Origin of the sequence: Agrococcus sp. Marseille-Q4369 (genome assembly GCF_018308945.1) — a bacterium.
Taxonomy (GTDB): Bacteria; Actinomycetota; Actinomycetes; order Actinomycetales; family Microbacteriaceae; genus Agrococcus.
Genome location: NZ_CP070501.1, coordinates 344851 through 367644 on the forward strand (window position 1 = coordinate 344851; position 22794 = coordinate 367644).

Below are 22794 nucleotides of genomic sequence, written 5' to 3' on the forward strand. Positions count from 1 at the left end.
TCCCGAGGCGGAGCCGTCGAACTTCCTCGAACCGCCGGGTTCGGACGCCGATTCCGACGGTTCGGGGAAGTTCGCTCGATCGAGCCGATCGGGTGGGAGCCGGGGTAGGGGTCAGGCGCCCAGGCGAGCGCCGATCGCGCCGATCGCTCCGTCGATCGCGACGCCCGAGCCCGCGCGCGGCGCGCCGCCGGGCGGCAGCTGGCGCTGCGAGCCGTCGGCCCCGACCGCGAGCGGCGAGGGGCCGGCCCATGCGAGCGCGAGCCCGACCTCGCCCTTCAGCAGCCGGTGCGCCTGCACGCCGCCCGTGCCGCGCCCCTTCGCGGGAAACTCCTCGAGGCTCGAGACCTTGACGCGCGGCTCGTCGAGCCCCGCGAGCGTCTCGGCCGCCTCGGTGACGGTGACGACCTCGGCGCCCTCGGCGACCGCGCCCGCGAACCGCACCGACGCATCCGCCTTGAGCCCGATGCCCTTCATGCCGCCCGCGCCCGGGCCCTGCGGGTTGATCGCCGCGGCGGCGAAGCGCAGCAGCTGCGCGTCGCTCGTGACGAGCACGACCCACGACTCGTCGGGCGCGGGCGCGACGCCCACGACCCGGTCGCCGGCCTTGAGCGCGATGACGCTCTCGCGGTCGCGGTCGCGCAGCTCGGCGGGCTTCACGCGCTTGACGATGCCCTGCGCGGTCGCGACGAGCCACGGCTCGCTCGAGCCGAGGTCGATGAGCGCGACCGCCTCCTCGCCGCGCTCGAAGGCGCCGAGGTCCCGCACCTTGACGCCCGCGGTGAGGCCGACGGATGCGGGCGGCACGGAGGGCAGGTCGGCGGGCGTGAGGCGCAGCACGGCTCCCGTCGACGTGACGAGGCCGAACGCGCCGCGCGTCGTCGTCGCGATCGTCGAGCGGATCGCGTCGTGGCGCGAGCGCCGCGCGGGCACCGGGATCGGCTCGTCGCCGTCCACGCGCACGAGCCTGCCGGTCGCCGACATCACGACGCGCGTGGGCGCATCCGCGATCTCGAGGCTCACGGCCGTCTTCGCGCTCGCGCGGCCCGTCGTCGCCTGCCCGTTGCCCTCGGTGAGGGCCGTGCGGCGCGGCGTGCCGAAGCGCTCGGCGACCTCGTCGAGCTCGCCGGCGACGACCTCGTGCAGCGCGGCCTCGGAGCCGAGGATGCGCTCGAGCTCGGCGATCTGCGCGAGCAGCTCGCGCTGCTCGGCCTCGAGCTCGATGCGGCTGAACTTCGTCAGCCGCCGCAGCCGCAGCTCGAGGATGTACTCCGCTTGCGGCTCGGAGAGGTCGAAGACGCTCTGCAGCCGCGAGCGCGCCTGCTCCGAGTCGTCCGACGTGCGGATGACCTGGATGACCTCGTCGATGTCGAGGATCGCGATGAGGAGGCCCTCGACGAGGTGCAGCCGCTCGCGCTTCTTGCGCAGCCGGAACTCGCTGCGGCGGCGCACGACGCCGACGCGGTGGTCGAGGTAGACGCGCAGCAGCTGCTTGAGGCCGAGCGTCTCGGGCTTGCCGCCCACGAGCGCGACGTTGTTGATCGAGAAGCCGTCCTCGAGCGGCGTGTAGCGGTAGAGCTGCTGCAGCACCGCCTCGGGGTCGAAGCCGGTCTTGATGCTGATGACGAGCCGCAGCCCGTGCTTGCGGTCGGTGAGGTCCTGCACCTCGGTGAGGCCCTGCAGCTTCTTCGACTGCACGCCGTCCTTGATCTTCTCGATCACCCGCTCGGGGCCGACGAGGTAGGGCAGCTCGGTGATGACGATCTGCGTCTTGCGGCCGTGGCGCTCGATCGACGCCCGCGCGCGGGTCTTGAACGACCCGCGGCCGCCCTCGTACGCATCCCGCACGCCGTCGAGGCCGACGATGACGCCCCCGCCGGGGAGGTCGGGGCCGGGCACGTGCCGCATGAGGTCGGCGACGGTTGCATCCGGGTGGGCGAGCAGGTGCTTGGCGGCCTGCACGACCTCGACGAGGTTGTGCGGGGCCATGTTCGTCGCCATGCCGACGGCGATGCCGCTCGCGCCGTTGACGAGCAGGTTGGGGTAGGAGGCCGGCAGCACGTCGGGCTGCTGGTACGAGTTGTCGTAGTTGGGGACGAAGTCGACGACGTCCTCGTCGAGGCCCTCGGTGAGCGAGAGGCCGGCCGCGGCGAGCCTCGCCTCGGTGTAGCGGGGCGCGGCGGGCCCGTCGTCGAGCGAGCCGAAGTTGCCGTGCCCGTCGATGAGTGGCAGCCGCAGGCTGAAGGGCTGCGAGAGGCGCACGAGCGCGTCGTAGATCGCGGTGTCGCCGTGCGGGTGCAGCTTGCCCATGACGTCGCCGACGACGCGCGCGCTCTTGACGTGGCCCTTCTCGGGTCGAAGCCCCATCTCCGACATCTGGAAGAGGATGCGTCGCTGCACGGGCTTGAGGCCGTCGCGCGCGTCGGGGAGGGCACGGGCGTAGATGACGGAGTAGGCGTACTCGAGGAACGAGTCCTGCATCTCGCTCGCGACGTCGACGTCGTCGATCCGCTCGGCGATCGCGGCGGAGGGGTCGGGGGGAGGGGTGGCAGTCATAGGCTGAAGGAATGCTACCGACGAGGGCGCCCGGGTCACGGAGCCTTGCCGACGTTCTCGAGAGCTCGTCGCAAGCGATGCGGGGCGAGCCGAACGCGCTCGGGCTGCCGAGCGTCGCCGGGGCGATCGTGCTGCTCGTCGACGGGCTCGGTGCCGCGCAGCTCGGGCAGCGCGCGGGCCACGCGCGCACGCTCGCCGGGGCGCCGGGCGGCTCGATCGACGCGGGCTTCCCGTCGACGACGGCGACCGCGCTCGCCTCGCTCGCGACCGGTGAGCTCGCCGGCGCGCACGGCATCGTCGGCTACGACGCGTTCGTGCCGGGCGCGGGCGTGCGCAACCAGCTCCGCGACTGGGGAGGCCCGATGGACCCGGCCGCGTGGCAGCGCAGCCCGACGCTCTTCGAGCGGGTGCCGGCGATCGCGATCGGCGAGCCGAAGCATGCCGCGAGCGGGTTCACGAAGGCCGTGCTGCGGGGCGCCGACTACCGCGGCGGGTCCTCGGTGGATGACCGCTTCGCGCTCGCTCGCGAGGCTGCGCGCGAGCGGGCGCTCGTCTACCTCTACGTGCCAGAGCTCGACCGCGCCGGCCACGAACGCGGTTGGCAGTCGCCCGAGTGGACCGACGAGCTCGAGCGGCTCGACGGTGGCGTCGCCGAGCTCGCCGGGGCGCTGCCGCGCGACGTCGGCCTCGTCGTCACCGCCGATCACGGCATGGTCGACGTCGACCCGACCGGGCACCTGATCGTGCCGCGAGAGCTGCTCGAATCCATCGCGCACGTCGCGGGGGAGCCGCGCTGCCTGCAGCTGCAGCTGCAGGTCGAGGGCGACGCGGATGCGGTAGCCGAGGCCTGGCGGGCATGGCTCGGCGATGCGGCGTGGGTCGCGACCCGCGCCGAGGTGGCCGCCGCCGGCTGGCTCGGCGAGGTGGACCCTGCGGTCGAGCCGCGCCTCGGTCACGTGTTCGTCGCGGCGCGGAAGCGGTTCGCGATCTACGTCGACGAGGTCGATCCCGGGCGCGGCATGGTCGGCCAGCACGGCTCGCTCACGCAGGACGAGCTGCGTGTGCCGCTGCGCCGGTTCGGCGCCTTCGCCTGAGCGAGGCGTCCACCGCGCGTCCAGCGACGCCGGTCAGGATGGGCGTCCGCCGGCACGGCCGGACACCGAGGGAAGGGACCGCACCATGCGCAGGTGGCTCATCACGACCATCGCGACTGCCGTCGTCGGCATGATCGTCAAGAAGTTCACGAGCGGCGACGACGAGAAGAGCCGCAAGGGCCGTCGGCGCTGACGTCGCGCGGCGACCGGGGCTGCACCGCCCGAGCGGGGCGCTCGCGCCCGCCCCGCTCGGGCGCGAGCGCCCCGGTCGCGGTCAGCTGAATCGCACGACCTGTCGGATCGCGCGGCCGTCGGCGAGCGTGTCGAGCGCTTGGTTGAGGTCGTCGAGCGCGATCTCGCTCGTGACGAGCTCCTCGACCGGCAGTCGCCCCTCGCGCCACAGCTGCTCGTAGCGCGGGATGTCGCGCGACGGCACCGCGGAGCCGAGGTAGGAGCCGATCACGGTGCGCGCCTCGGCCGTGAACGCGAGCGGCGAGAGCGATGAGCGGGCGTCCGGATGCGGGAGGCCGACCGTCACGGTCGTGCCGCCCGGCGCGGTGAGGGCGAAGGCCGTCTCGAACGCCTTCGGGTGCCCGGCCGCCTCGATCACCACCGGCGCGCGGAGCCCCTGCTCGAGCGCGTCGTCGGGGGAGAGCGCGACGTCGGCGCCGAGCTCGCGCGCGCGATCGAGCTTCGCCGGCACCGCGTCCACCCCGATGACCCTGCCGAGCCCGAGCGAGCGCGCGGCGAGCAGCGCCGCCATGCCGACGCCGCCGAGCCCCACGATCACGATGTCGTCGCCCTCGCGCGGCTGGCCCGCGTTGATGACCGCGCCGCCGCCCGTGAGCATCGCGCAGCCGAGCACGGCCGCGACCTGCGGGGGCACGTCGGCGCCGACCGGCACGATCGAGCGGCGATCGACGACGGCGTGCGTCGCGAACGCGGAGACGCCCAAGTGGTGGTGCACCTCGCCGCTGCGGCCGTCGAGCGCCGCCTCGTGCAGGCGCCGCCCGCCGCCGAGCAGCTCTCCCGCGCCGTTCGCGGCCGAGCCCCGTTCGCACGGCAGTCGGCCGTCGGTCGCGCACGCCGCGCACTCGCCGCAGCGCGGGAGGAACGTCGTGACGACGCGGTCGCCGACCGCGAGGTCGGTGACGCCCTCGCCGACCGCCTCGACGATGCCCGCCGCCTCGTGGCCGAGCAGCATCGGCACGGGCCGGGGGCGTGCGCCGTCGACGACCGAGAGGTCGCTGTGGCACAGGCCCGCCGCCTCGATGCGGATGAGCAGCTCGCCCTCGCGAGGCGCGTCGAGCTCGAGCTCGGTCAGCTCGAGCGGCCGCGACTGCGCGAACGGCCGCTCGGCCCCGATCGCGCGCAGCACCGCGCCGCGCACGCGCATCAGCGGCCGTCCCAACCCGCGACGGTGCCGTCGGGGCTCGCCTCACGCACGACGAGCGTGCAGTCCTTGCCGCCGAGCCCGTCGTCGAGCAGCCGCTGCAGCTGGTCGCGGATGAGCGTCGCGGCCGGCACCTTCACGCCGGCCGCCTCGGCGCCCTCGACGGCGAGCGAGACGTCCTTGTGGCACAGCATGGCCGAGAAGGATGCGTCGAAGTTGCTGTTCACGGCGGCACCGGGCACGACGCCCGGCACCGGGTACCACGTGCGGAGCGCCCACGAGTCGCCGGAGGAGACGCGCGCGACGTCGAAGAACGCCTTCGGGTCGAGCCCGAGCTGGGCGGCGAGCTGCGAGCCCTCCGAGATCCCCAGGAGCGAGACGCCGAGCATCATGTTGTTGACGAGCTTCGCCGCGATGCCGTGCGTCGGCCCGCCGACGGCGAGGACGTTGCCGGCCATCGGCATGACGACCTCCCGGGCTCGCGCGACGTCGTCCTCCTCGCCGCCGAGCATGAACGTGAGCGTCCCGGCCTCGGCACCTTGGATGCCGCCCGACACGGGGGAGTCGACGAAGCGGAAGCCGCGAGAGCCGGCCTCGCCGTGGCTCCAGCGCGACGTGTCGAGGTCGACCGTGGAGGTGTCGAGGATGAGCGTGCCCGGCGTGGCGTGCTCGAACACCCCGTGGGGTCCCGCGAGCACGTCGCGGCAGTGCTCGCCCTTCGGCAGGCTCAGGATGACGACCTCGGCGCCCTCGACGGCCTCGGCGACCGAGGCGATCGGCACGATCCCGTGCTCCGCCGCAGACTGGCGCAGCGCATCCACCACGTCGAAGCCCCGCACCTCGTGGCCCGCGGTCACGAGGAGGGCGGACATCCGGCTGCCCATGTTGCCGAGCCCGATCCAGGCGATTGACGTCATCGTCGATTCCTTCCCTAGTGCTTGTCGCAACGCTATCGGCCCCGACGGCGACGGGCGGCGAGATCGCTCTCGCCGCCCGTCGCGTGGGGACCCCGTCAGGGGATCAGGCGCTGCCCTTCTCGGCGAGCAGTCGCTCGCGGTCGATGTCATCGACGTCGTGGAGCGAGATGCCCTTCGTCTCCTTGAGCGCGATGACCGCCACGAGCGTGACGGCGCACGCGATCACGAGGTAGATCGCGACCGGGATGTAGCTGCCGAACTCGCCGAGCAGCGCGGTGGCGATGATCGGCGCGAGCGAGCCCGCGACGATCGACGTCACCTGGTAGCCGAGCGAGACGCCCGAGTAGCGCATGCGGGTCGGGAAGAGCTCGGCCATGATGGCCGGCTGCCCCGCGTACATGAGCGCGTGGAACGCCAGGCCGAGGATGATGCCGCCCAGGATGACGATGTCGTTGCCCGACTCGAACATCGGGAAGGCGATGAAGCCCCACGTCGCGCCGAGCAGCACGCCGATGAGGTACATCGGCTTGCGGCCCACGGTGTCGACGAACCGGCCCACGATCGGGACGAAGATGAAGTGCGCGATGTGCGCGATCGCCATGAGGCCCAGGATGCGCGAGACGTCGTACTCGAGGTACGTGCGCAGGTAGACGATCGAGAACGTGACGACGAGGTAGTAGAGCACGTTCTCCGCGAAGCGGAGGCCCATGGCCGTCAGCACGCCGCGCGGGTAGCGCTTGAGCACCTCGAGCACGCCGTACGACTGCGCCTTCGACTCCGCGACTTCATCGCGGACCTGCTGGTAGATGGGCGCGTCCGTCACGCGAGTGCGGATGTAGTAGCCGACCGCGACGATCACGACCGAGAGCCAGAAGGCGATGCGCCAGCCCCAGCCGAGGAAGTCCTCGTCCGACAGCGTCCACTGCAGCACGAGCAGCACCACGGTGGCGATGAGGTTGCCGGCGGGCACCGCCGCCTGCGGCCACGACGCCCAGAAGCCGCGCTCCTTGTTGGGGGAGTGCTCGGCCACGAGCAGCACGCCGCCGCCCCACTCGCCGCCGACCGCGAAGCCCTGGAAGAAGCGCAGGATGACGAGCGCGGCGGGGGCGAAGTAGCCGATCTGGTCGAACGTCGGCAGGCAGCCCATCAGGAAGGTGGAGACGCCGACCAGGATGATCGCGAACTGCAGCATCTTCTTGCGGCCGTACTTGTCGCCGAAGTGGCCGAAGACGATGCCGCCCAGCGGGCGGGCGATGAAGCCGACCGCGTAGGTCAGGAACGCGCTGATGATCGGGAAGTACGGATCATCGCTCGGCGGGAACATGATCAGGTTGAAGACGATCGTCGACGCTGTCGCGTACAGGAAGAACTCGTACCACTCGACGACCGTGCCGGCCATGGCGGCCGTGACGACCCGGCCGAGGCCCTTGCGGTCGTTGTCTCGAGCGGTGCCATGCGCGGATGCGCTCATGCCTACCTCCTTGTAGGGGCACGGGACTGTGCGCCGAGAACTTAACATGACGACGCCTTCAGCTCTGCCAGGCGCGCGGGCAACCTCCCCGAGATCCTCGGTCGTCAGTCGTCGCTGCGCGAGCCGAAGACGATCTCGTCCCAGCTCGGCATCGCGGCGCGGGAGCCGCGCTTCTTGCCCCCGACCGGGCCCGTCGCCTGCGCCCGGGCGGGACGCTGCTGCTCCTCGGCCTCGGGGGCCTGCGCGGCGGGCTGCTCCGGCTCGAGCAGCGCGGGCTCGCTCTCAGCGGTGCGCAGCGCTGCCTCGCGCTCGCTGCGCCGGCGCCGCAGCGCATCGAGCAGCTCGGCCGTGTGGTTCGGCTGGGTCGCGGCGGCGGGGCGGTTGATCGCCGCGGCCTGCACGTTCTCGGGCTGGCTGCCGACCTCGCCGGAGCGACGGCGCAGCCACGGGTTCTCGGCGCGCGTCGGCTCCTTGGGGCGCTCCTCGGGGGAGCCCTCGGTGAGGGTGGCGGAGGCGACGGCTTCCTCGAGGCCGACGCCGGGCTCGACGGGGCTCGGCGCCGACCGCTGCGCGCCCCGCTGGATGCGGAAGGCGTCGGAGTCGAACCGGCCGGTGTCGTGTCGACCGGTGTCGTGTCGATCCGGGTCGTGCGTCGCCGCGCGCTGCGAGATGGGCGGGGCCGCCGGCTCCTCGGCGGGCGCGTCGGCGGGCGCGGCGGGTGCGGTCGCCGCGGCATCGGGGGTCGTCGGCCGCGACTGGCGGTCGATCGCCCGCAGCCGCGGCACGAGCACGCTAGCCGCCTCGCTCGACTGGCTGAGCGACGTCGCCTCCTTGCCCCGCGGGGTCAGCGTGGCCTTCTTCGGCTCGTAGCCCCAGAGCGCCTCGTGCTGGATGCCCTCGGTCGTGAAGCGCAGGCGCACCGTCCAGGCGCCGCCGTCCGCGTCTTTCCACGCGGCCCAGGAGCGCTCGATCGCCCGCAGGTCGTCGAGGCGCTCGCCGATCGCGGCGCCGAACGCCGTCTCGCCCGCGAGCGGATCGATGTCGCCGGTGGCCACCGGGATCGAGAGCGCGGAGTCGAGCATGTGCGCGCGCTCGGCGAGCACGGGGCCCTCGAAGCGCTCGACGTAGGCGAGCTCCTCGCCGGTGGAGGAGGCGACCTGCTCGGCCGTCATGCCGCCACGGATGAGCGACTGGATCTCGCGCGGCGTGGCCTTGCGCTCGCGGTGCGGCACGGCCGCCGTGGGCTTGCGGTGCTCCGGGAGGTCGGCGACGGGCACGCGGAAGCGCTCACCCGACTCGGACTCGAGGATGAGCACCTCGTCCTCGATGCCGATGACGCTCAGCTGCTGCATGATTCGTCGGTCCTTCCTTGCGGTGTCGGGTCGCGTCAGCCTCCCACGCGACCCGCGGTCAGGGCGGGAATGGAGCGGGCGCGCCGCGCGTTCCGTCGAATGCAGGCACGACCTGTCGCCCCGCACCGGCGCAGTCGCGGAGCGCCACCTGATATCTGATTTGCTCCGGCGTTCTGTTTCGTGCAGAATGTGCGCCGACGCCGACCCCAACCCCCTCGAAGGACTGCCGCATGGCCACCGATTACGACGCCCCCCGCAAGACCGACGACGAGAGCGAGTCGATCGAGGCGCTCAAGGAGCGTGTGCCTGCGAAGAGCGTCTCCACGGACGAGGACGCCGACAACCCCGGCAGCTTCGATCTCTCGGCCGCCGACCTCGCCGACGTCGAGCTCGACGTCGTCGTGCTCCCGCCCCAGGAGGACGAGTTCACGTGCGTCAGCTGCTTCCTCGTGAAGCACCGACTGCAGTTCGACCACGAGTCGAAGCTCGGCCCCATCTGCCGCGAGTGCGCCTGAGCTAGCGGGCCGCCCCGATCGCCGCGGCGAGGGCCTCCGGGCGCCGCGAGCTGATCAGCCACGCCGGCGTCGGATCCTCCGGGTCCTCGACGGCGACCCGGACGAGCGCGCGGGTCCACGGCGAGACCACGTGGTGGTCCGCCGGGTCCCAGCCCGCCCGCAGCGCCGATTGCGCGGCATCGCCGAGCAGCACCTCCGGCGACCCGAGCTGGGCGACCGGGATGCGCGCGCGGCCGGCGCGGAGCTCGGCTCCCTCGACGGCGACCACGGGCGCGCTGAGCCACAGCAGCGCGACGACGGCGACGTAGAGCACGATCGCGATCGCGACGCCGACCTGCAGGTTGACGGGCAGGAAGACGAGCAGCACCGCGGGCACGATGAGCAGCAGCACGAGCGGGAGCCACCACGGCGGCACGAGCCGCTCGCGGTACGAGGGGGCGGTTTCCATGCCCCCATCCTCTCGCGATCGGAGGCCGCGGTTCTCCGTCCCGCTCCCGCTCGGCTAGCCTCGAGTGCGATGGAGCAGGTCGAAGTCCTCATCACCGGATCGCCGGTGCCCGCATACGCGCACCCTGGCGATGCCGGTGCCGATCTCCATGCCGCCGAGGCGGTCACGCTCGGCGCGGGCGAGCGCTCGCTCGTCGGCACCGGCGTCGCGATCGCGCTGCCCGACGGCTACGCCGCGTTCGTGCACCCGCGCAGCGGGCTCGCCGCGAAGCACGGCATCACGATCGTGAACGCGCCCGGCACCGTCGACGCGGGCTATCGCGGCGAGATCAAGGTCAACCTGCTCAACACCGGCGGGGAGCCGCATCGGATCGAGGTCGGGGACCGCATCGCTCAGCTCGTCGTGCAGCGCGTCGAGCGCGTGCGCTTCGTCGAGGTCGAGCGGCTGCCGGGCTCCGATCGAGGGGAGCGCGGGCACGGGTCGACCGGCCTGAGCGCCGTCCAGGAGGGGATCGCACGATGACCGACACGACCGACAGCGCCGACGAGCAGCCCATGGAGGAGGAGGCGGTCGTCGAGAAGACGGCCCCCGAGGACCGCGCCGTGGCGGGGCCGCTCGACGAGGCCGAGGCGCCCGTGCGGCCCTACGTCGACCTCGGCGGCCTCCGCATCGTCCCGCGCCCCGGCATGCAGATGCGGCTCGAGGTCGAGGAGAAGACGAAGCGCATCGTCGCGGTGACGCTCGAGCACGAGGGCTCGACGGTGCAGCTGCAGCCGTTCGCGGCGCCGCGCAGCGAGGGCATCTGGCTGCCCGTGCGAGAGGTGCTGCGAGGGCAGCTCGAGCGCCAGGGCGCCGCGGTCGAGGACACCGAGGGTCCGCTCGGCCCCGAGCTCCGCGCCCGGCTGACGGTCGGCCCCGACGGCGCACCGCGCGCGGTGCGCATCATCGGCGTCGACGGCCCGCGCTGGATGCTGCAGGGACTCATCGGCGGCAAGGCCGCGCTCGACGACGATGAGGCGGCGAAGGCGTTCGAGCTGTTCCGCTCGACCGTCGTGTGCCGCGGCGTGCAGCCGATGCCCCCGCGCGAGCTCATCCCGCTCAGCGCGCCGAAGGCCGTCTGACGGTGCCCGCCGAGCAGGCCGGTCCCGCCGACGAGGCCGAGCCCGCTGAGGCATCCTTCGCCGAGCAGGTCGGCGCAGCGATCCGCGGCTCGAAGCTCGGTCACCTCGACCCGGCCGCGAAGCCGAGCGCCGGCGCGCTGCTCGACGCGATGGGCGGCGTGCGCGGACTCGTCGAGTCGCTCCTGCCCGGCGTGCTCTTCCTCGTGCTCTACGCGACGACGAAGGACGTGCTCGTCTCGGTGCTCGTGCCGCTCCTCGCGTCCGTGGGCTTCGTGGCCTGGCGCGTGCTGCAGAAGGGCCAGCCCGTGCTCGCGTTCGCGGGCCTCATCGGGGTCGGCATCTCGGCGGCGATCGCGCTCATCACCGGGCAGGGGGAGGACAACTTCCTCTGGGGCTTCACGGTCAACACCGTCGTCATCCTCGTGCTCGTCGTGTCGATGCTCGCGCGCCGGCCGCTCGTCGGGATCATCGCGGGCGCCCTCACCGCGAAGCCGCACGCCTGGCGGACGGAGCGCGCGAAGCGCGCGGTCGCGTGGCGCGCGACGGTGCTGTGGCTCGTCGTGATCGGTGCGCGGCTCGCGGTGCAGGTGCCGATGTACCTCGCGGGCGCCGTCGAGGCGCTCGCCGCGACGAAGCTGCTCATGGGCGTGCCGCTCTACCTCGCCGCGCTGTGGGTGACGTGGCTCATGGTCCGGGCCGTGCTCGCCACGCCTGCGGATGCGGTCGATCGGGAGTCGCGGTAAGATATCTTGACGTCAAGATATTTTGCGTCCAGCCACCCGCGGTCGAGGGCGCAGGCATAGACTGCAGGCGCAGCCAGCGCAACCCGTGAGACCCAGAAGGAGTCACGATGGCGAACCCGAACAGCTTCGACAGCAAGGCATCGCTGTCGGTCGGCGGCACCGACTACACGTTCTACCGGATCGACAAGGTCGCGGGCCACGAGCGCCTGCCGTTCAGCCTCAAGGTGCTGCTCGAGAACCTGCTCCGCACCGAGGACGGCAAGAACGTCACGAGCAGCCAGATCGAGGCGCTCGGGTCGTGGGACGCATCCGCCGAGCCGAACGTCGAGATCCAGTTCTCGCCGGCTCGTGTCGTCATGCAGGACTTCACGGGTGTGCCCTGCATCGTCGACCTCGCCACGATGCGTGAGGCCGTCGCCGAGCTCGGCGGCGACCCGACGAAGATCAACCCGCTCGCGCCCGCCGAGCTCGTGATCGACCACTCCGTCATCGCCGACCTCTTCGGCACGGCCGACGCGTTCGAGCGCAACGTCGAGATCGAGTACCAGCGCAACGGCGAGCGCTACCAGTTCCTCCGCTGGGGCCAGACGGCGTTCCAGGACTTCAAGGTCGTCCCCCCGGGCACGGGCATCGTGCACCAGGTGAACATCGAGAACCTCGCGAAGGTCACCTACTCCCGCACCTTCGACGGCGAGCTCACCGCATACCCCGACACGGTCGTCGGCACCGACTCGCACACCACGATGGTCAACGGCCTCGGCGTGCTCGGCTGGGGCGTGGGCGGCATCGAGGCCGAGGCCGCGATGCTCGGCCAGCCCGTCTCGATGCTCATCCCGCGCGTCGTCGGCTTCAAGCTCACCGGCGAGATCGCCACGGGCGTCACCGCGACCGACGTCGTGCTCACGATCACCGACATGCTGCGCAAGCACGGCGTGGTCGGCAAGTTCGTCGAGTTCTACGGCACCGGCGTCGGCGCCGTGCCGCTCGCCAACCGCGCGACGATCGGCAACATGAGCCCCGAGTTCGGCTCGACCGCCGCGATCTTCCCGATCGACGACGTCACGCTCGACTACCTGCGCTTCACCGGTCGCGACGAGCAGCAGGTCGCGCTCGTCGAGGCCTACTCGAAGGAGCAGGGCCTGTGGCACGACCCGGCGGTCGAGCCGGTCTTCTCCGAGTACATGGAGCTCGACCTCAGCACCGTCGTGCCGTCGATCGCCGGCCCGAAGCGCCCCCAGGACCGCATCGAGCTCACGCGCGCCAAGGAGCAGTTCGCGCAGGACATCGCGAACTACGCGGTGCCGACGACCTCGCGCGACATCGTCGACCTCGAGTCGAAGCACTCGTTCCCCGCGTCGGACCCGGGCAACGTGCCCGGCGAGGAGGAGGACGACACCCGCGAGGTGCACATCAACGGCGGAGGCCCGGTCGAGTTCTCGAAGCCGGTCACTGTCTCGACGCCCGACGGCGAGACCTACACGCTCGACAACGGCGCCGTCACGATCGCCGCGATCACGTCGTGCACGAACACGTCGAACCCCTCGGTGATGCTCGCCGCGGGCCTGCTCGCCCGCAAGGCGGTCGAGAAGGGCCTCAAGGCGAAGCCGTGGGTCAAGACGACGCTCGCTCCCGGATCGAAGGTCGTCACCGACTACTACGACAAGTCGGGCCTGACGAAGGACCTCGACGAGCTCGGCTTCTACACGGTCGGCTACGGCTGCACGACGTGCATCGGCAACTCCGGCCCGCTCATCGACGAGGTCTCGACCGCCGTCAACGAGCACGACCTCGCCGTGACGGCGGTGCTCTCGGGCAACCGCAACTTCGAGGGCCGCATCAACCCCGACGTCAAGATGAACTACCTCGCGTCGCCGCCGCTCGTGATCGCCTACTCGCTCGCCGGCACGATGGACTTCGACTTCGAGACCCAGCCGCTCGGCAAGGGCAAGGACGGCCAGGACGTCTTCCTCGCCGACATCTGGCCCTCGGCCGACGAGGTGCAGCAGACGATCGACTCGTCGATCGACACCGAGATGTTCACGAAGCAGTACGCGGCCGTCTTCGACGGCGACGAGCGCTGGCGCAGCCTGCCCACGCCCGACGGTGACGTCTTCGAGTGGGACGAGCAGTCGACGTACGTGCGGAAGCCCCCGTACTTCGAGGGCATGACGATGGAGCTCACGCCCGTCGAGGACATCCAGGGCGCCCGCGTGCTCGCGAAGCTCGGCGACTCGGTCACGACCGACCACATCTCGCCGGCCGGCAGCATCAAGGCCGACAGCCCCGCGGGCCAGTACCTCACCGAGCACGGCGTCGACCGGAAGGACTTCAACTCCTACGGCTCGCGTCGCGGCAACCACGAGGTCATGATCCGCGGCACGTTCGCGAACATCCGCCTGAAGAACCTGCTGCTCGACGGTGTGGAGGGCGGCTACACCCGCGACTTCACGACGCCCGACGGCGAGCAGGCCTTCATCTACGACGCGTCGCAGCACTACCAGGAGCAGGGCACCCCGCTCGTCGTCCTCGGCGGCAAGGAGTACGGCTCGGGCTCGAGCCGCGACTGGGCCGCCAAGGGCACGAACCTCCTGGGCGTCAAGGCGGTCATCACCGAGTCGTTCGAGCGCATCCACCGCTCCAACCTCATCGGCATGGGCGTCGTCCCGCTGCAGTTCCCGCAGGGCGAGAGCTGGGAGAGCCTGGGCCTCGACGGCACCGAGGTCATCTCGATCTCGGGCCTCACCGAGCTCAACGAGGGACGCACGCCCAAGACCGTGCGCGTCACCGCCGAGCCGAGCGAGCACAGCCCCGAGGGCAAGCAGACGATCGAGTTCGACGCGGTCGTGCGCATCGACACGCCGGGCGAGGCGGACTACTACCGCAACGGCGGCATCCTGCAGTACGTGCTGCGATCGCTCGTCTGATCGAGCCGCGACTCGTGGAAGGCCCCCAGCTCCGGCTGGGGGCCTTTCCCATGTCGCTCGGTAGCATTGGGGGACTATGGCGCTCCTCGATCAGATCCACGGCCCGCGCGACCTCGACCGGCTCTCGCAGACCGAGCTGACCGAGCTGGCTGGAGAGATCCGCGCATTCCTGATCCGCGAGGTCGCGCGCACGGGCGGCCACCTCGGCCCCAACCTCGGCGTCGTCGAGCTCACGATGGCGATGCACCGCGTCTTCCACTCGCCGCGCGACGCGTTCGTGTTCGACACGGGCCACCAGTCCTACGTGCACAAGCTCCTCACGGGCCGGCAGGACTTCTCCCGCCTGCGGCAGAAGGGCGGCCTCGCGGGCTACCCGCAGCGCGCCGAGAGCGAGCACGACATCGTCGAGTCGAGCCACGCATCCTCGTCCCTGTCGTGGGCCGAGGGCATCAGCCGGGCGTTCGACATCACGGGTCAGCACGACCGCTCGGTCGTCGCCGTCGTCGGCGACGGCGCGCTCACGGGCGGCATGACGTGGGAGGCGCTCAACAACATCTCCGACGACAACAGCCGCCGGCTCGTCATCGTCGTGAACGACAACGGCCGCTCATACGCGCCGACGATCGGCGGCATGGCGCGCTTCCTCAACGGCGTGCGCACGCGCCGCTCGTACGCGAACCTCCGCACCTCAAGCGAGCGGGCCTTCGCGAAGCTCGGCCGTCCGGGTCGCGCCGTCTACCGCGGCGTCCGCGGCGCGACGCACGGCTTCCTCACGCGCTTCGTCAACAACGAGGCGCTCTACTCGAACCTCGACATCAAGTACCTCGGCCCGATCGACGGGCACGACCTCGAGGCGCTCGAGGAGGCGCTCACCCAGGCCCGCGACTTCGGCGCTCCCGTCATCGTGCACGTCATCACGCAGAAGGGGCAGGGCTTCGACCCGGCCATCCGCGACGAGGCGGACCAGTTCCACGCGGTCGGGCAGATCGACCCGGAGACGGGGGAGTCGCTCTCGAGCGCGGGCCGCCCGGCCTGGACCTCGGTCTTCGCCGAGGAGCTCGTCTCGCTCGCCAAGCAGGACGAGCGCATCGTCGGCATCACTGCCGCGATGCTGCGCCCGACGGGCCTCGACCGGCTCGCCGCCTACGATGCCTCGCGCGTGCTCGACGTCGGCATCGCCGAGCAGCACGCCGTCACGACTGCGGCGGGCCTCGCGTACGGCGGCCTCCACCCGGTCGTGGCGATCTACGCGACCTTCGTCAACCGCGCGTTCGACCAGGTGCTCATGGACGTCGCGCTGCACAAGGCCGGCGTGACCTTCGTGCTCGACCGAGCCGGCGTCACGGGTCCGGACGGCCCGAGCCACCACGGGATGTGGGACCTCGCGCTGCTGCAGTTCGTGCCCGGCATCCGGCTCGCCGCGCCGCGCGACGCAGCGCGCCTGCAGGAGGAGCTGCGCGAGGCCGTCGCGGTCCAGGACGCGCCCACGGTCGTCCGCTACCCCAAGGGCTCGGTACCGAACGAGATCGAGGCGGTGCGCCGCACCGCCGACGGCGTCGACCTGCTGCTCGAGGCCCCGCACCGCGACGTGCTCATCATCGCGATCGGCTCGTTCGCGCACCTCGCCATGGAGGTCGCGCAGCGCGTGCAGGCGCAGGGCATCGGCGTGACGGTCGTCGATCCGCGCTGGGTCGTTCCGGTCGCGCCGTCGATCGTCGAGCTCGCGCGCGACCACCGCATCGTCATCACCCTCGAAGACGGCGTGCGGGTCGGTGGCATCGGCACGCGCGTGCGCCAGGAGCTGCGGGCCGCGGGCGTCGACACGCCGGTCGACGAGCTCGGGCTCCCGGATGCGTTCATCGACCACGCGGAGCGCTCCGAGATCCTCGAGGAGGTCGGGCTCTCGGCGCAGACCATCGCGCGGAACGTCATCCAGCAAGTGCTCGGCACCGGGCGCGTGCCGGTCGCGCGGCCGCTGCCGGAGGACCGGCCGCTCGTCCTCGAGGCCGACGACGCGGCGAGCGCGCCGCACCCGGGCACCGTCGCGGACTGACGCTCTCCACAGGCGGGCCACCCCACCCTGACGGGGAGGTCTCGGATGCGGTTCCCTGCCGCCATGGACGACCTCACGACCGATCGCCTGCTCGAGCTCGGCGACGTGCCCATCCTCGACGACGACGCGCTGCTCGAGCGCGCGACGACGCTCATCCAGCAGGGCTTCGTGCGCCGCATGTGGCTCCTGCTCCTCGACCACGAGCGGCGGCAGCTGCCGCTCCTGCCGCAGATCGAGGGCGCCCCCGTCTCGCCCGACGCCGAGACGGTCGCGACGCTCACCGCGCTCCTGACGGGCGTCGCGGAGATCGCGGCGCACGTCGCGATCGTGCTCGAGCGGCCGGGCCAGGCTCGAGCCACGCCCGACGACCTCGCCTGGACCGACGTGATCGTGCGCGCCGCCGCCCGCACACCGCGCGTGCAGCTGCTCGGCGTGCTCGTCGCGCACGGGCGCGGCGTCGACGCGCTCTGGTGAGCGCCCGCGGCGACCGGCACCGGCGGCTCGGGAGGCAGCGCGCCGTAGGGTGGCGGCATGGAGTGGCTGCGTGCGCCGGGTGCCGACGACGACAAGCGCTCGATGGGCGTGCTCGGGGTCATCACCGGCTCCGAGCGCTACCCGGGCGCGGCGGTGCTCGGGGTCGAGGCAGCGTGGCGCACGGGCATCGGCATGGTGCGGCTGTGGGCGCCGCGCCGCGTGCAGGACCTCGTGCTCGCGAGGCGACCCGAGACCGTCTGCCACGCCCTCGACGAGCCGGCGGACGGCGTCGACGCATGGCTGCTCGGCTCGGGCCAGGACGCGCGGGAGCGCGACCCGCGGCTCCGCTCGCTGCTGCTCGAGGCGCTGCGCTCGAGCGTTCCGTGCGTCGTCGACGCGGGTGCGCTCGACCTCGTGCCGGGGCACGCGGGGCCGGCGGTCGTCACGCCGCACGGCCGCGAGCTCGAGCGCATCCTCGAGCAGCTCGGCGTGCGGGTCGACGAGGACGAGCGGATGCGCGCGGCGGCCGCGGCCGCGGCGCTCGACGCCGTCGTGGTCGCGAAGGGCGCCGCGACGCACGTGGTCGAGCCGAGCGGCGCGACGGCGACCGTCGAGGCGGCGACGCACCGCCTCGCGACCGCCGGCACGGGCGACGTGCTGGCCGGCATGCTCGGCGCGATCGTCTCGGTGAACGCCGAGGCGGCCCGCGGGGCCCAGGCGCTCGCGTCGATCGCCGCGCTGGCGGTCGCGCTGCACGGTGCGGCGGCCGCGGCAGCGGCCGTCGGCGGGCGCCCCATCACGGCGCTCGACGTGGCGGAGCACGTGCCAGCGGCTGTCGCCGCGCGCATGGCTCGCTGACGCGCGAGCGTCAGGGGAGGTGCCGCAGGAAGCCCGTCTGCACGAGCTCGCGCACGCGCGGCAGCACGTCGGCGGCGAGCACGGGCTCGTCGACCTCGAGCAGCCCGGCGATCGCCGCGAGCAGGGTGCCGATGGGCAGGTCCCCGTCGCTCGCGCCCACGAGCGCGGCGAGCGCGGTGTCGACCGAGAGCGAGCGGCCGAGCCCGCCGCCCTGGCGCAGCTCGATGACGTTCGGGCCGCCGGCGCCGGGCAGCTGATGCCGTGCCTCGGTGACGTCGGGCGACGCGACGAGCACCGTCTCGCGAAGCGCATCGTCGTCGACGGTCGCGAGCCATGCGGCGTCGTCGAGCGCGGCGCGGAGGTGCGCGCCGGCGTGCTCGAGCGCCACCGCCTGCGAGACGCGCTCGAGGCGGCGGAGCGGTGCGCGGCCGGCGGCCGGGCGAGCCGCGATCCAACCCATGCCGATCGCGGTCACGCCCCGCGCCTCGAAGTCGTCGAGCCACGCGCCCGCGAGGCGCGGGAAGTCGTCGTCGCGCGGCAGCGTGCCGCCGTCCCGCAGCCACAGCTCGGCATACCGCACGGGATCGAGCGACTCGCGCTCGATCGCCCACACGTCGAGCCCGTCGCCCGCCCACGCACCGGCGCGGTCGAGGCCCTCGGCGCCACCGACCGACTCCCAGTTGCCGAGCAGCCGGGCCTCGCCGGCGGCCGTCACGTGGTCGGCGAGGCCTGCGACGACCTCGGCCATGAGCGCGTCGCCCGTCCGCCCGCCGTCGCGGTACTCGAACGCCGGCACGCCAGGCTCGCGCGGCGTGATGACGAACGGCGGGTTCGAGGCGATGAGGTCGAATCGCTCGCCCGCGACGGGCTCGAAGAGCGAGCCGAGCCGCGTCTCGATGCCGTCGACGCCGTTGAGCCGCGCGTTGAGCTCGGCGAAGCCCAGGGCGCGCTCGGAGACATCGGTCGCGATGACCCGGTCGGCGAAGCGCCGCAGGTGCAGGGCGATGACGCCGCAGCCCGTGCCGAGGTCAAGCGCGACGTCGACGGGAGCGTCTGTCGGCGGCAGCAGCGACGCGAGCGTCCGCGCGGCGCCGCCGACGCCGAGCACGTGGTCTGATCGAAGCGGCGCGATGCCCGCGAGCTCGTCCAGGTCGCTCGCGATCCACCACTCGCCCTCGCCGAGCGCGTCGCGGTAGGCGTGCGGCCGGATCGCGACGAGGGGACGGGCCGTGTCGCCGGCGAGGGCGATGAGGCCGAGCGCGACCGCGCCGTCGAGACCGAGCGAGGGGAGCGCATCCGTCAGCTCGTCGGTCGGCACCGGGTCGCCGAGCACGAGCGCTCGCAGCAGGGTCGAGCGGGCACCGGGGGAGCGCAGCGCCGCTCGGCGGGCGGGCGCCGCGACCGCGCGACCGAGCGCGGCTTCGGCATCGGCGCCCACGAGCGCACGGATGCCCTCGCCCGTGAGGCTCGCTGTCGCGAGGTCACGGGCGAGGGCATCGATGTGCGCGGGGTGCATCCCGCCAGTCTGCCGGACGGCGTCAGGCCTTGACGCCCTCGATCCGCGGTTCGTGGAACGTGCCGCCGAAGACGCGCTCGGATGCGCCGACGCGGTCGAGGTAGGGCGTGATGCCGCCCATCTGGAACGGCCAGCCCGCGCCGAGGATCATGCAGAGGTCGATGTCCTCGGCCGCCTCGACGACGTGATCGTCGAGCATGCGCTTGATCTCGTCGGCGAGGCCGTCCTCGATGCGCAGCCGCAGCTCATCGACCGAGAGCGGCACGGCGCCCTTCGGCGTGTGCTTCGCGACGATCTTCCGCGCGCGCTTGTCGATGCCCTTCGGCTCGCCCTTCGAGTCCCTCTCGAGCAGGACGCCCTGCTCGGCGAGCTCGTGGAGCGCCTTCGACTCGAAGAACCGGTCGGGGAAGGCGCCGTGGTGCGTGTCGAGCACGTGGGCGCCGACCTTGAGGCCGACGAGGTCGAGGAGCACGAACGGGTCCATCGGGAAGCCGAACGCCTGCTGCGCCTCGACGACCGACTCGAACGGCGTGCCCTGCTCGACCGCGTGCATCGCCTCGCCGAGCAGCTTCGCGAGCACGCGGTTGACGACGAAGCCCGGGGTGTCGCGCGTGATGACGGCGTTCTTCTTCAGGTCCTTCGCGACGCGCATGGCGGTCGCGAGCGTCGCGTCGTCGGTCTGCGGGGTCTTCACGACCTCGATGAGCGGCATGACGGCGACGGGGTTGAAGAAGTGGAAGCCGACGAGGCGCTCCGGGTGCGCGAGCTTCGCCCCGATCTGCTCGACCGAGAGGCTCGACGTGTTCGTCGCGATGACGGCCGTCTCGGACAGGTGCGGCTCGACCTCGGCGAAGACCTGCTGCTTGACGCTCAGCTCCTCGAACACGGCCTCGATGACCCAGTCGCAGTCCGCGAAGTCGGCCTTGTCGACCGTGCCGCTCACGAGCGCGCGGAGGCGCTGCTGCTCGTCGCTCGAGATGCGGCCCTTGTCGGCGAGCTTGTCGATCTCGCCGCGGATGCCCTCGAGCGCCTGGTCGACGCGCGACTGGTCGAGGTCGGTGATGACGACGGGCACCTGCAGCCGGCGCACGAAGAGCAGCGCGAACTGGCTCGCCATGAGGCCGGCGCCGATGATGCCGACCTTCGACACCTTCTTCGCGAGCTCCTTGTCGGGCGCACCCGCGGGACGCTTCGCGCGCTTCTGCACGAGGTTGAACGCGTACATCGACGCGACGAACTGATCGCCGGCGGCGAGGTCGGTGATCGCCTCGTCCTCGGCCGCGAAGCCCGCCTTGCGGTCGTTCTTGCGGGCGAGCTCGAGCAGCTCGAGCGCGCGGTACGGCGCCGCGGGCACCGTGCCGATGCGCTTCTGGAGCGACTCGCGAGCGATCCTGAGCGCGACCGGCCACTTGACGGTGCGCTCGATCGTGCCGGGCACGTGGCGTCGCTCGACCTTCTTGCCGCCGAGGACCTCGTCCGCCCAGCGCAGCGACGACTCGAGGAACGTCGCGGGCCCGAACATCGCGTCGGCGATGCCGAGCTCGAACGCCTCGGCGGGCTTCAGCATGCGGTTCTGCTTGAGCGGGTTCTCGATCACGACCTTGAGGGCGCTCTCGATGCCGATGAGGTTCGGGAGGATCGTGGCGCCGCCCCAACCGGGGATGAGGCCGAGGAAGACCTCCGGCAGCGCCACGGCGGGCGCCGCCGCGTTGATCGTGCGGTAGTCGGCGTTGAGGCCGATCTCGAGCCCGCCGCCGAGCGCGAGGCCGTTGATGAACACGAACGTCGGCACCGGCGCCTCGTGGAGGAGACCGAGCACGCGGTGGCCGAGGCGCGGCAGCTCAGCCGCCGTCGCGCGGTCGGGGATGTCGGCGACGTTCGAGAGATCGACGCCCGCCGCGAGGAAGTAGGGCTTCCCCGTCACGGCGATCGCGGCGATCTCACCGGCCGCGCCGCGGGCGCGCTGCGCCTCGAGCACGTCACCGAGCTCGAAGAGCGTCTCGGGGCCGAGCGTCGACGGCCGGGTGTGGTCGCGCCCGTTGTCGAGCGTCACGAGCGCGAGCGTGCGGCCGGAGGCGAGGCGGACGTCGCGCACGTGGCTGTGCGTGACGACCTCGTCGAACGCCGAGGCTGCGAGGCGGGGGAACTCGTCGCGGATCGCCATCAGTTGCCCTTCCCGTAGCGCTTGTGGTGCGGGTTCTCCCAGATGACGGTGCCGCCCTGGCCGAGGCCGACGCACATCGCGGTGACGCCGTAGCGCACGTCGGGGCGCTGCTCGAACTGGCGCGCGAGCTGCAGCATGAGGCGCACGCCCGAGGAGGCGAGCGGGTGGCCGATCGCGATCGCGCCGCCCCACGGGTTGACGCGCGGGTCGTCGTCGGCGATGCCGAAGTGATCGGTGAACGCGAGCACCTGCACGGCGAACGCCTCGTTGAGCTCGAACAGGCCGATGTCGTCGATCGACAGGCCCGCCTTGCGGAGCGCCTTCTCGGTCGACGGCACCGGGCCGATGCCCATGATGTCGGGGTCGACGCCGGCGAAGGCGAACGAGACCATCCGCATCTTCGTCGAGAGGCCGAGCTCCTTCGCGGCAGCGGCCGAGGCGACGATCGACATCGTCGCGCCGTCGTTCAGGCCGGATGCGTTCCCGGCGGTCACGCGGCCGTGGTCGCGGAACGGCGTCTTCAGTGCCGCGAGGCCCTCCATGGTCGTCTCGGGTCGCGGCGCCTCATCGGCGGTCGCGAGACCCCAGCCCGAGGGCGTCTGCGTCGCGACGGGGACGAGGTCGGGCGTGATGTGCCCCGCGGCGAGCGCGGCGGCGTACTTCTGCTGCGACGCCATCGCGTAGCGGTCCGAGCGCTCCTTCGTCAGGTGCGGGTAGCGGTCGTGGATGCGCTCGGCGGTCTTGCCCATGTTGAGCGCGTCCATCGAGACGAGCTTCTCCGAGACGAAGCGCGGGTTCGGGTCGGCGTCGAGGCCCATCGGGTGGTGTCCCATGTGCTCGACGCCGCCGGCGATCGCGACGTCGTAGGCGCCGAAGGCGATGCCGCCCGCGACGGTCGTGACGGCGGTCATCGCTCCGGCGCACATGCGGTCGAGCGCGTACCCGGGCACGGTGACGGGGAGGCCCGCGAGCATGCCGACGGTGCGACCGAGCGTGAGGCCCTGGTCGCCGGTCTGGGTCGTCGCGGCGATCGCCACGTCGTCGACCCGGTCGAGCGGCAGGCTCGGGTTGCGCTCGAGGAGTCCCGTGAGCGCCTTCACCGCGAGATCATCCGCTCGGGTCTGCCAGTACATGCCCTTCTCGCCCGCGCGCCCGAATGGGGTGCGGACGCCGTCCACGAACACGACGTCGTCGTTGG

General features: G+C 72.4%; 18 protein-coding genes. 9 read left to right on the top strand and 9 right to left on the bottom strand.

What is annotated here, in order from left to right; genetic code table 11:
- Nucleotides 1–111: 111 nt before the first annotated feature.
- Nucleotides 112–2553, bottom strand: coding sequence for a DNA gyrase/topoisomerase IV subunit A (locus JSQ78_RS01850; RefSeq protein WP_211448966.1), 2442 nt, complete (start codon nt 2551–2553; stop codon nt 112–114).
- A 77-nt stretch (nt 2554–2630) separates the two neighbouring features.
- Here JSQ78_RS01850 and JSQ78_RS01855 point away from each other — a divergent pair, with 77 nt between their 5' ends.
- On the top strand, nt 2631–3647 hold the full coding sequence (locus tag JSQ78_RS01855) for an alkaline phosphatase family protein (protein ID WP_249295811.1): 1017 nt from the start codon (nt 2631–2633) through the stop codon (nt 3645–3647).
- A 274-nt stretch (nt 3648–3921) separates the two neighbouring features.
- Here the strand turns inward: JSQ78_RS01855 and JSQ78_RS01860 are convergent, their stop codons facing one another.
- From JSQ78_RS01860 to sepH, 4 genes are all read right to left on the bottom strand, one after another.
- Nucleotides 3922–5043, bottom strand: coding sequence for an alcohol dehydrogenase catalytic domain-containing protein (locus tag JSQ78_RS01860; RefSeq protein WP_211450449.1), 1122 nt, complete (start codon nt 5041–5043; stop codon nt 3922–3924).
- Nucleotides 5043–5957: an NAD(P)-dependent oxidoreductase gene (locus JSQ78_RS01865; RefSeq protein WP_211448969.1), complete on the bottom strand. Its 915-nt coding sequence runs from the start codon at nt 5955–5957 to the stop codon at nt 5043–5045. The genes JSQ78_RS01860 and JSQ78_RS01865 overlap by 1 nt, the downstream gene beginning before the upstream one ends.
- Nucleotides 5958–6060: 103 nt before the next feature.
- Complete coding sequence (locus JSQ78_RS01870) at nt 6061–7428, bottom strand: MFS transporter (protein ID WP_211448971.1); 1368 nt, start codon at nt 7426–7428, stop codon at nt 6061–6063.
- Nucleotides 7429–7532: 104 nt separating this feature from the next.
- Nucleotides 7533–8780 (bottom strand): septation protein SepH, encoded by a 1248-nt coding sequence (gene sepH, locus JSQ78_RS01875; protein WP_211448973.1) that lies wholly within the window; start codon nt 8778–8780, stop codon nt 7533–7535.
- Nucleotides 8781–9010: 230 nt separating this feature from the next.
- Here sepH and JSQ78_RS01880 point away from each other — a divergent pair, with 230 nt between their 5' ends.
- Complete coding sequence (locus JSQ78_RS01880) at nt 9011–9295, top strand: DUF4193 domain-containing protein (protein ID WP_021011759.1); 285 nt, start codon at nt 9011–9013, stop codon at nt 9293–9295.
- A 1-nt stretch (nt 9296) separates the two neighbouring features.
- On the opposite strand, the gene JSQ78_RS01885 is transcribed toward JSQ78_RS01880, so the two are convergent.
- Nucleotides 9297–9743: a DUF3093 domain-containing protein gene (locus JSQ78_RS01885; RefSeq protein WP_211448975.1), complete on the bottom strand. Its 447-nt coding sequence runs from the start codon at nt 9741–9743 to the stop codon at nt 9297–9299.
- A 69-nt stretch (nt 9744–9812) separates the two neighbouring features.
- On the opposite strand from JSQ78_RS01885, the gene dut reads away from it, so the two are divergent.
- From dut to JSQ78_RS01920, 7 genes are all read left to right on the top strand, one after another.
- Nucleotides 9813–10265 (top strand): dUTP diphosphatase, encoded by a 453-nt coding sequence (gene dut, locus JSQ78_RS01890; RefSeq protein WP_211448977.1) that lies wholly within the window; start codon nt 9813–9815, stop codon nt 10263–10265.
- Complete coding sequence (locus tag JSQ78_RS01895; RefSeq protein WP_249295813.1) at nt 10262–10864, top strand: DUF3710 domain-containing protein; 603 nt, start codon at nt 10262–10264, stop codon at nt 10862–10864. The genes dut and JSQ78_RS01895 overlap by 4 nt, the downstream gene beginning before the upstream one ends.
- 2 nt (nt 10865–10866) lie before the next feature.
- Nucleotides 10867–11607, top strand: coding sequence for a DUF3159 domain-containing protein (locus JSQ78_RS01900; protein WP_211448979.1), 741 nt, complete (start codon nt 10867–10869; stop codon nt 11605–11607).
- Between the two features lie 107 nt (nt 11608–11714).
- Nucleotides 11715–14531, top strand: coding sequence for an aconitate hydratase AcnA (gene acnA, locus JSQ78_RS01905; RefSeq protein ID WP_211448981.1), 2817 nt, complete (start codon nt 11715–11717; stop codon nt 14529–14531).
- Nucleotides 14532–14607: 76 nt separating this feature from the next.
- Nucleotides 14608–16584 carry a 1-deoxy-D-xylulose-5-phosphate synthase gene (gene dxs / locus JSQ78_RS01910; RefSeq protein ID WP_211448983.1) on the top strand — a complete coding sequence of 659 codons (1977 nt, stop codon included), beginning with the start codon at nt 14608–14610 and terminating at the stop codon, nt 16582–16584.
- Between the two features lie 63 nt (nt 16585–16647).
- Entirely contained in the window at nt 16648–17058 is a 411-nt protein-coding gene (locus tag JSQ78_RS01915; RefSeq protein ID WP_211448985.1) for a hypothetical protein, read from the top strand.
- A gap of 57 nt (nt 17059–17115) precedes the next feature.
- On the top strand, nt 17116–17916 hold the full coding sequence (locus JSQ78_RS01920; RefSeq protein ID WP_211448987.1) for an ADP-dependent NAD(P)H-hydrate dehydratase: 801 nt from the start codon (nt 17116–17118) through the stop codon (nt 17914–17916).
- A gap of 10 nt (nt 17917–17926) precedes the next feature.
- On the opposite strand, the gene JSQ78_RS01925 is transcribed toward JSQ78_RS01920, so the two are convergent.
- The 3 genes from JSQ78_RS01925 to JSQ78_RS01935 are packed head-to-tail and all read right to left on the bottom strand — an operon-like array spanning nt 17927 to nt 22729.
- Nucleotides 17927–19432: a DUF7059 domain-containing protein gene (locus JSQ78_RS01925; protein ID WP_211448989.1), complete on the bottom strand. Its 1506-nt coding sequence runs from the start codon at nt 19430–19432 to the stop codon at nt 17927–17929.
- Between the two features lie 22 nt (nt 19433–19454).
- Nucleotides 19455–21596, bottom strand: a complete 2142-nt coding sequence (locus JSQ78_RS01930; protein WP_211448991.1) for a 3-hydroxyacyl-CoA dehydrogenase NAD-binding domain-containing protein — start codon at nt 21594–21596, stop codon at nt 19455–19457.
- Nucleotides 21596–22729 carry a thiolase family protein gene (locus tag JSQ78_RS01935; protein ID WP_249295967.1) on the bottom strand — a complete coding sequence of 378 codons (1134 nt, stop codon included), beginning with the start codon at nt 22727–22729 and terminating at the stop codon, nt 21596–21598. The genes JSQ78_RS01930 and JSQ78_RS01935 overlap by 1 nt, the downstream gene beginning before the upstream one ends.
- Nucleotides 22730–22794: the final 65 nt, after the last annotated feature.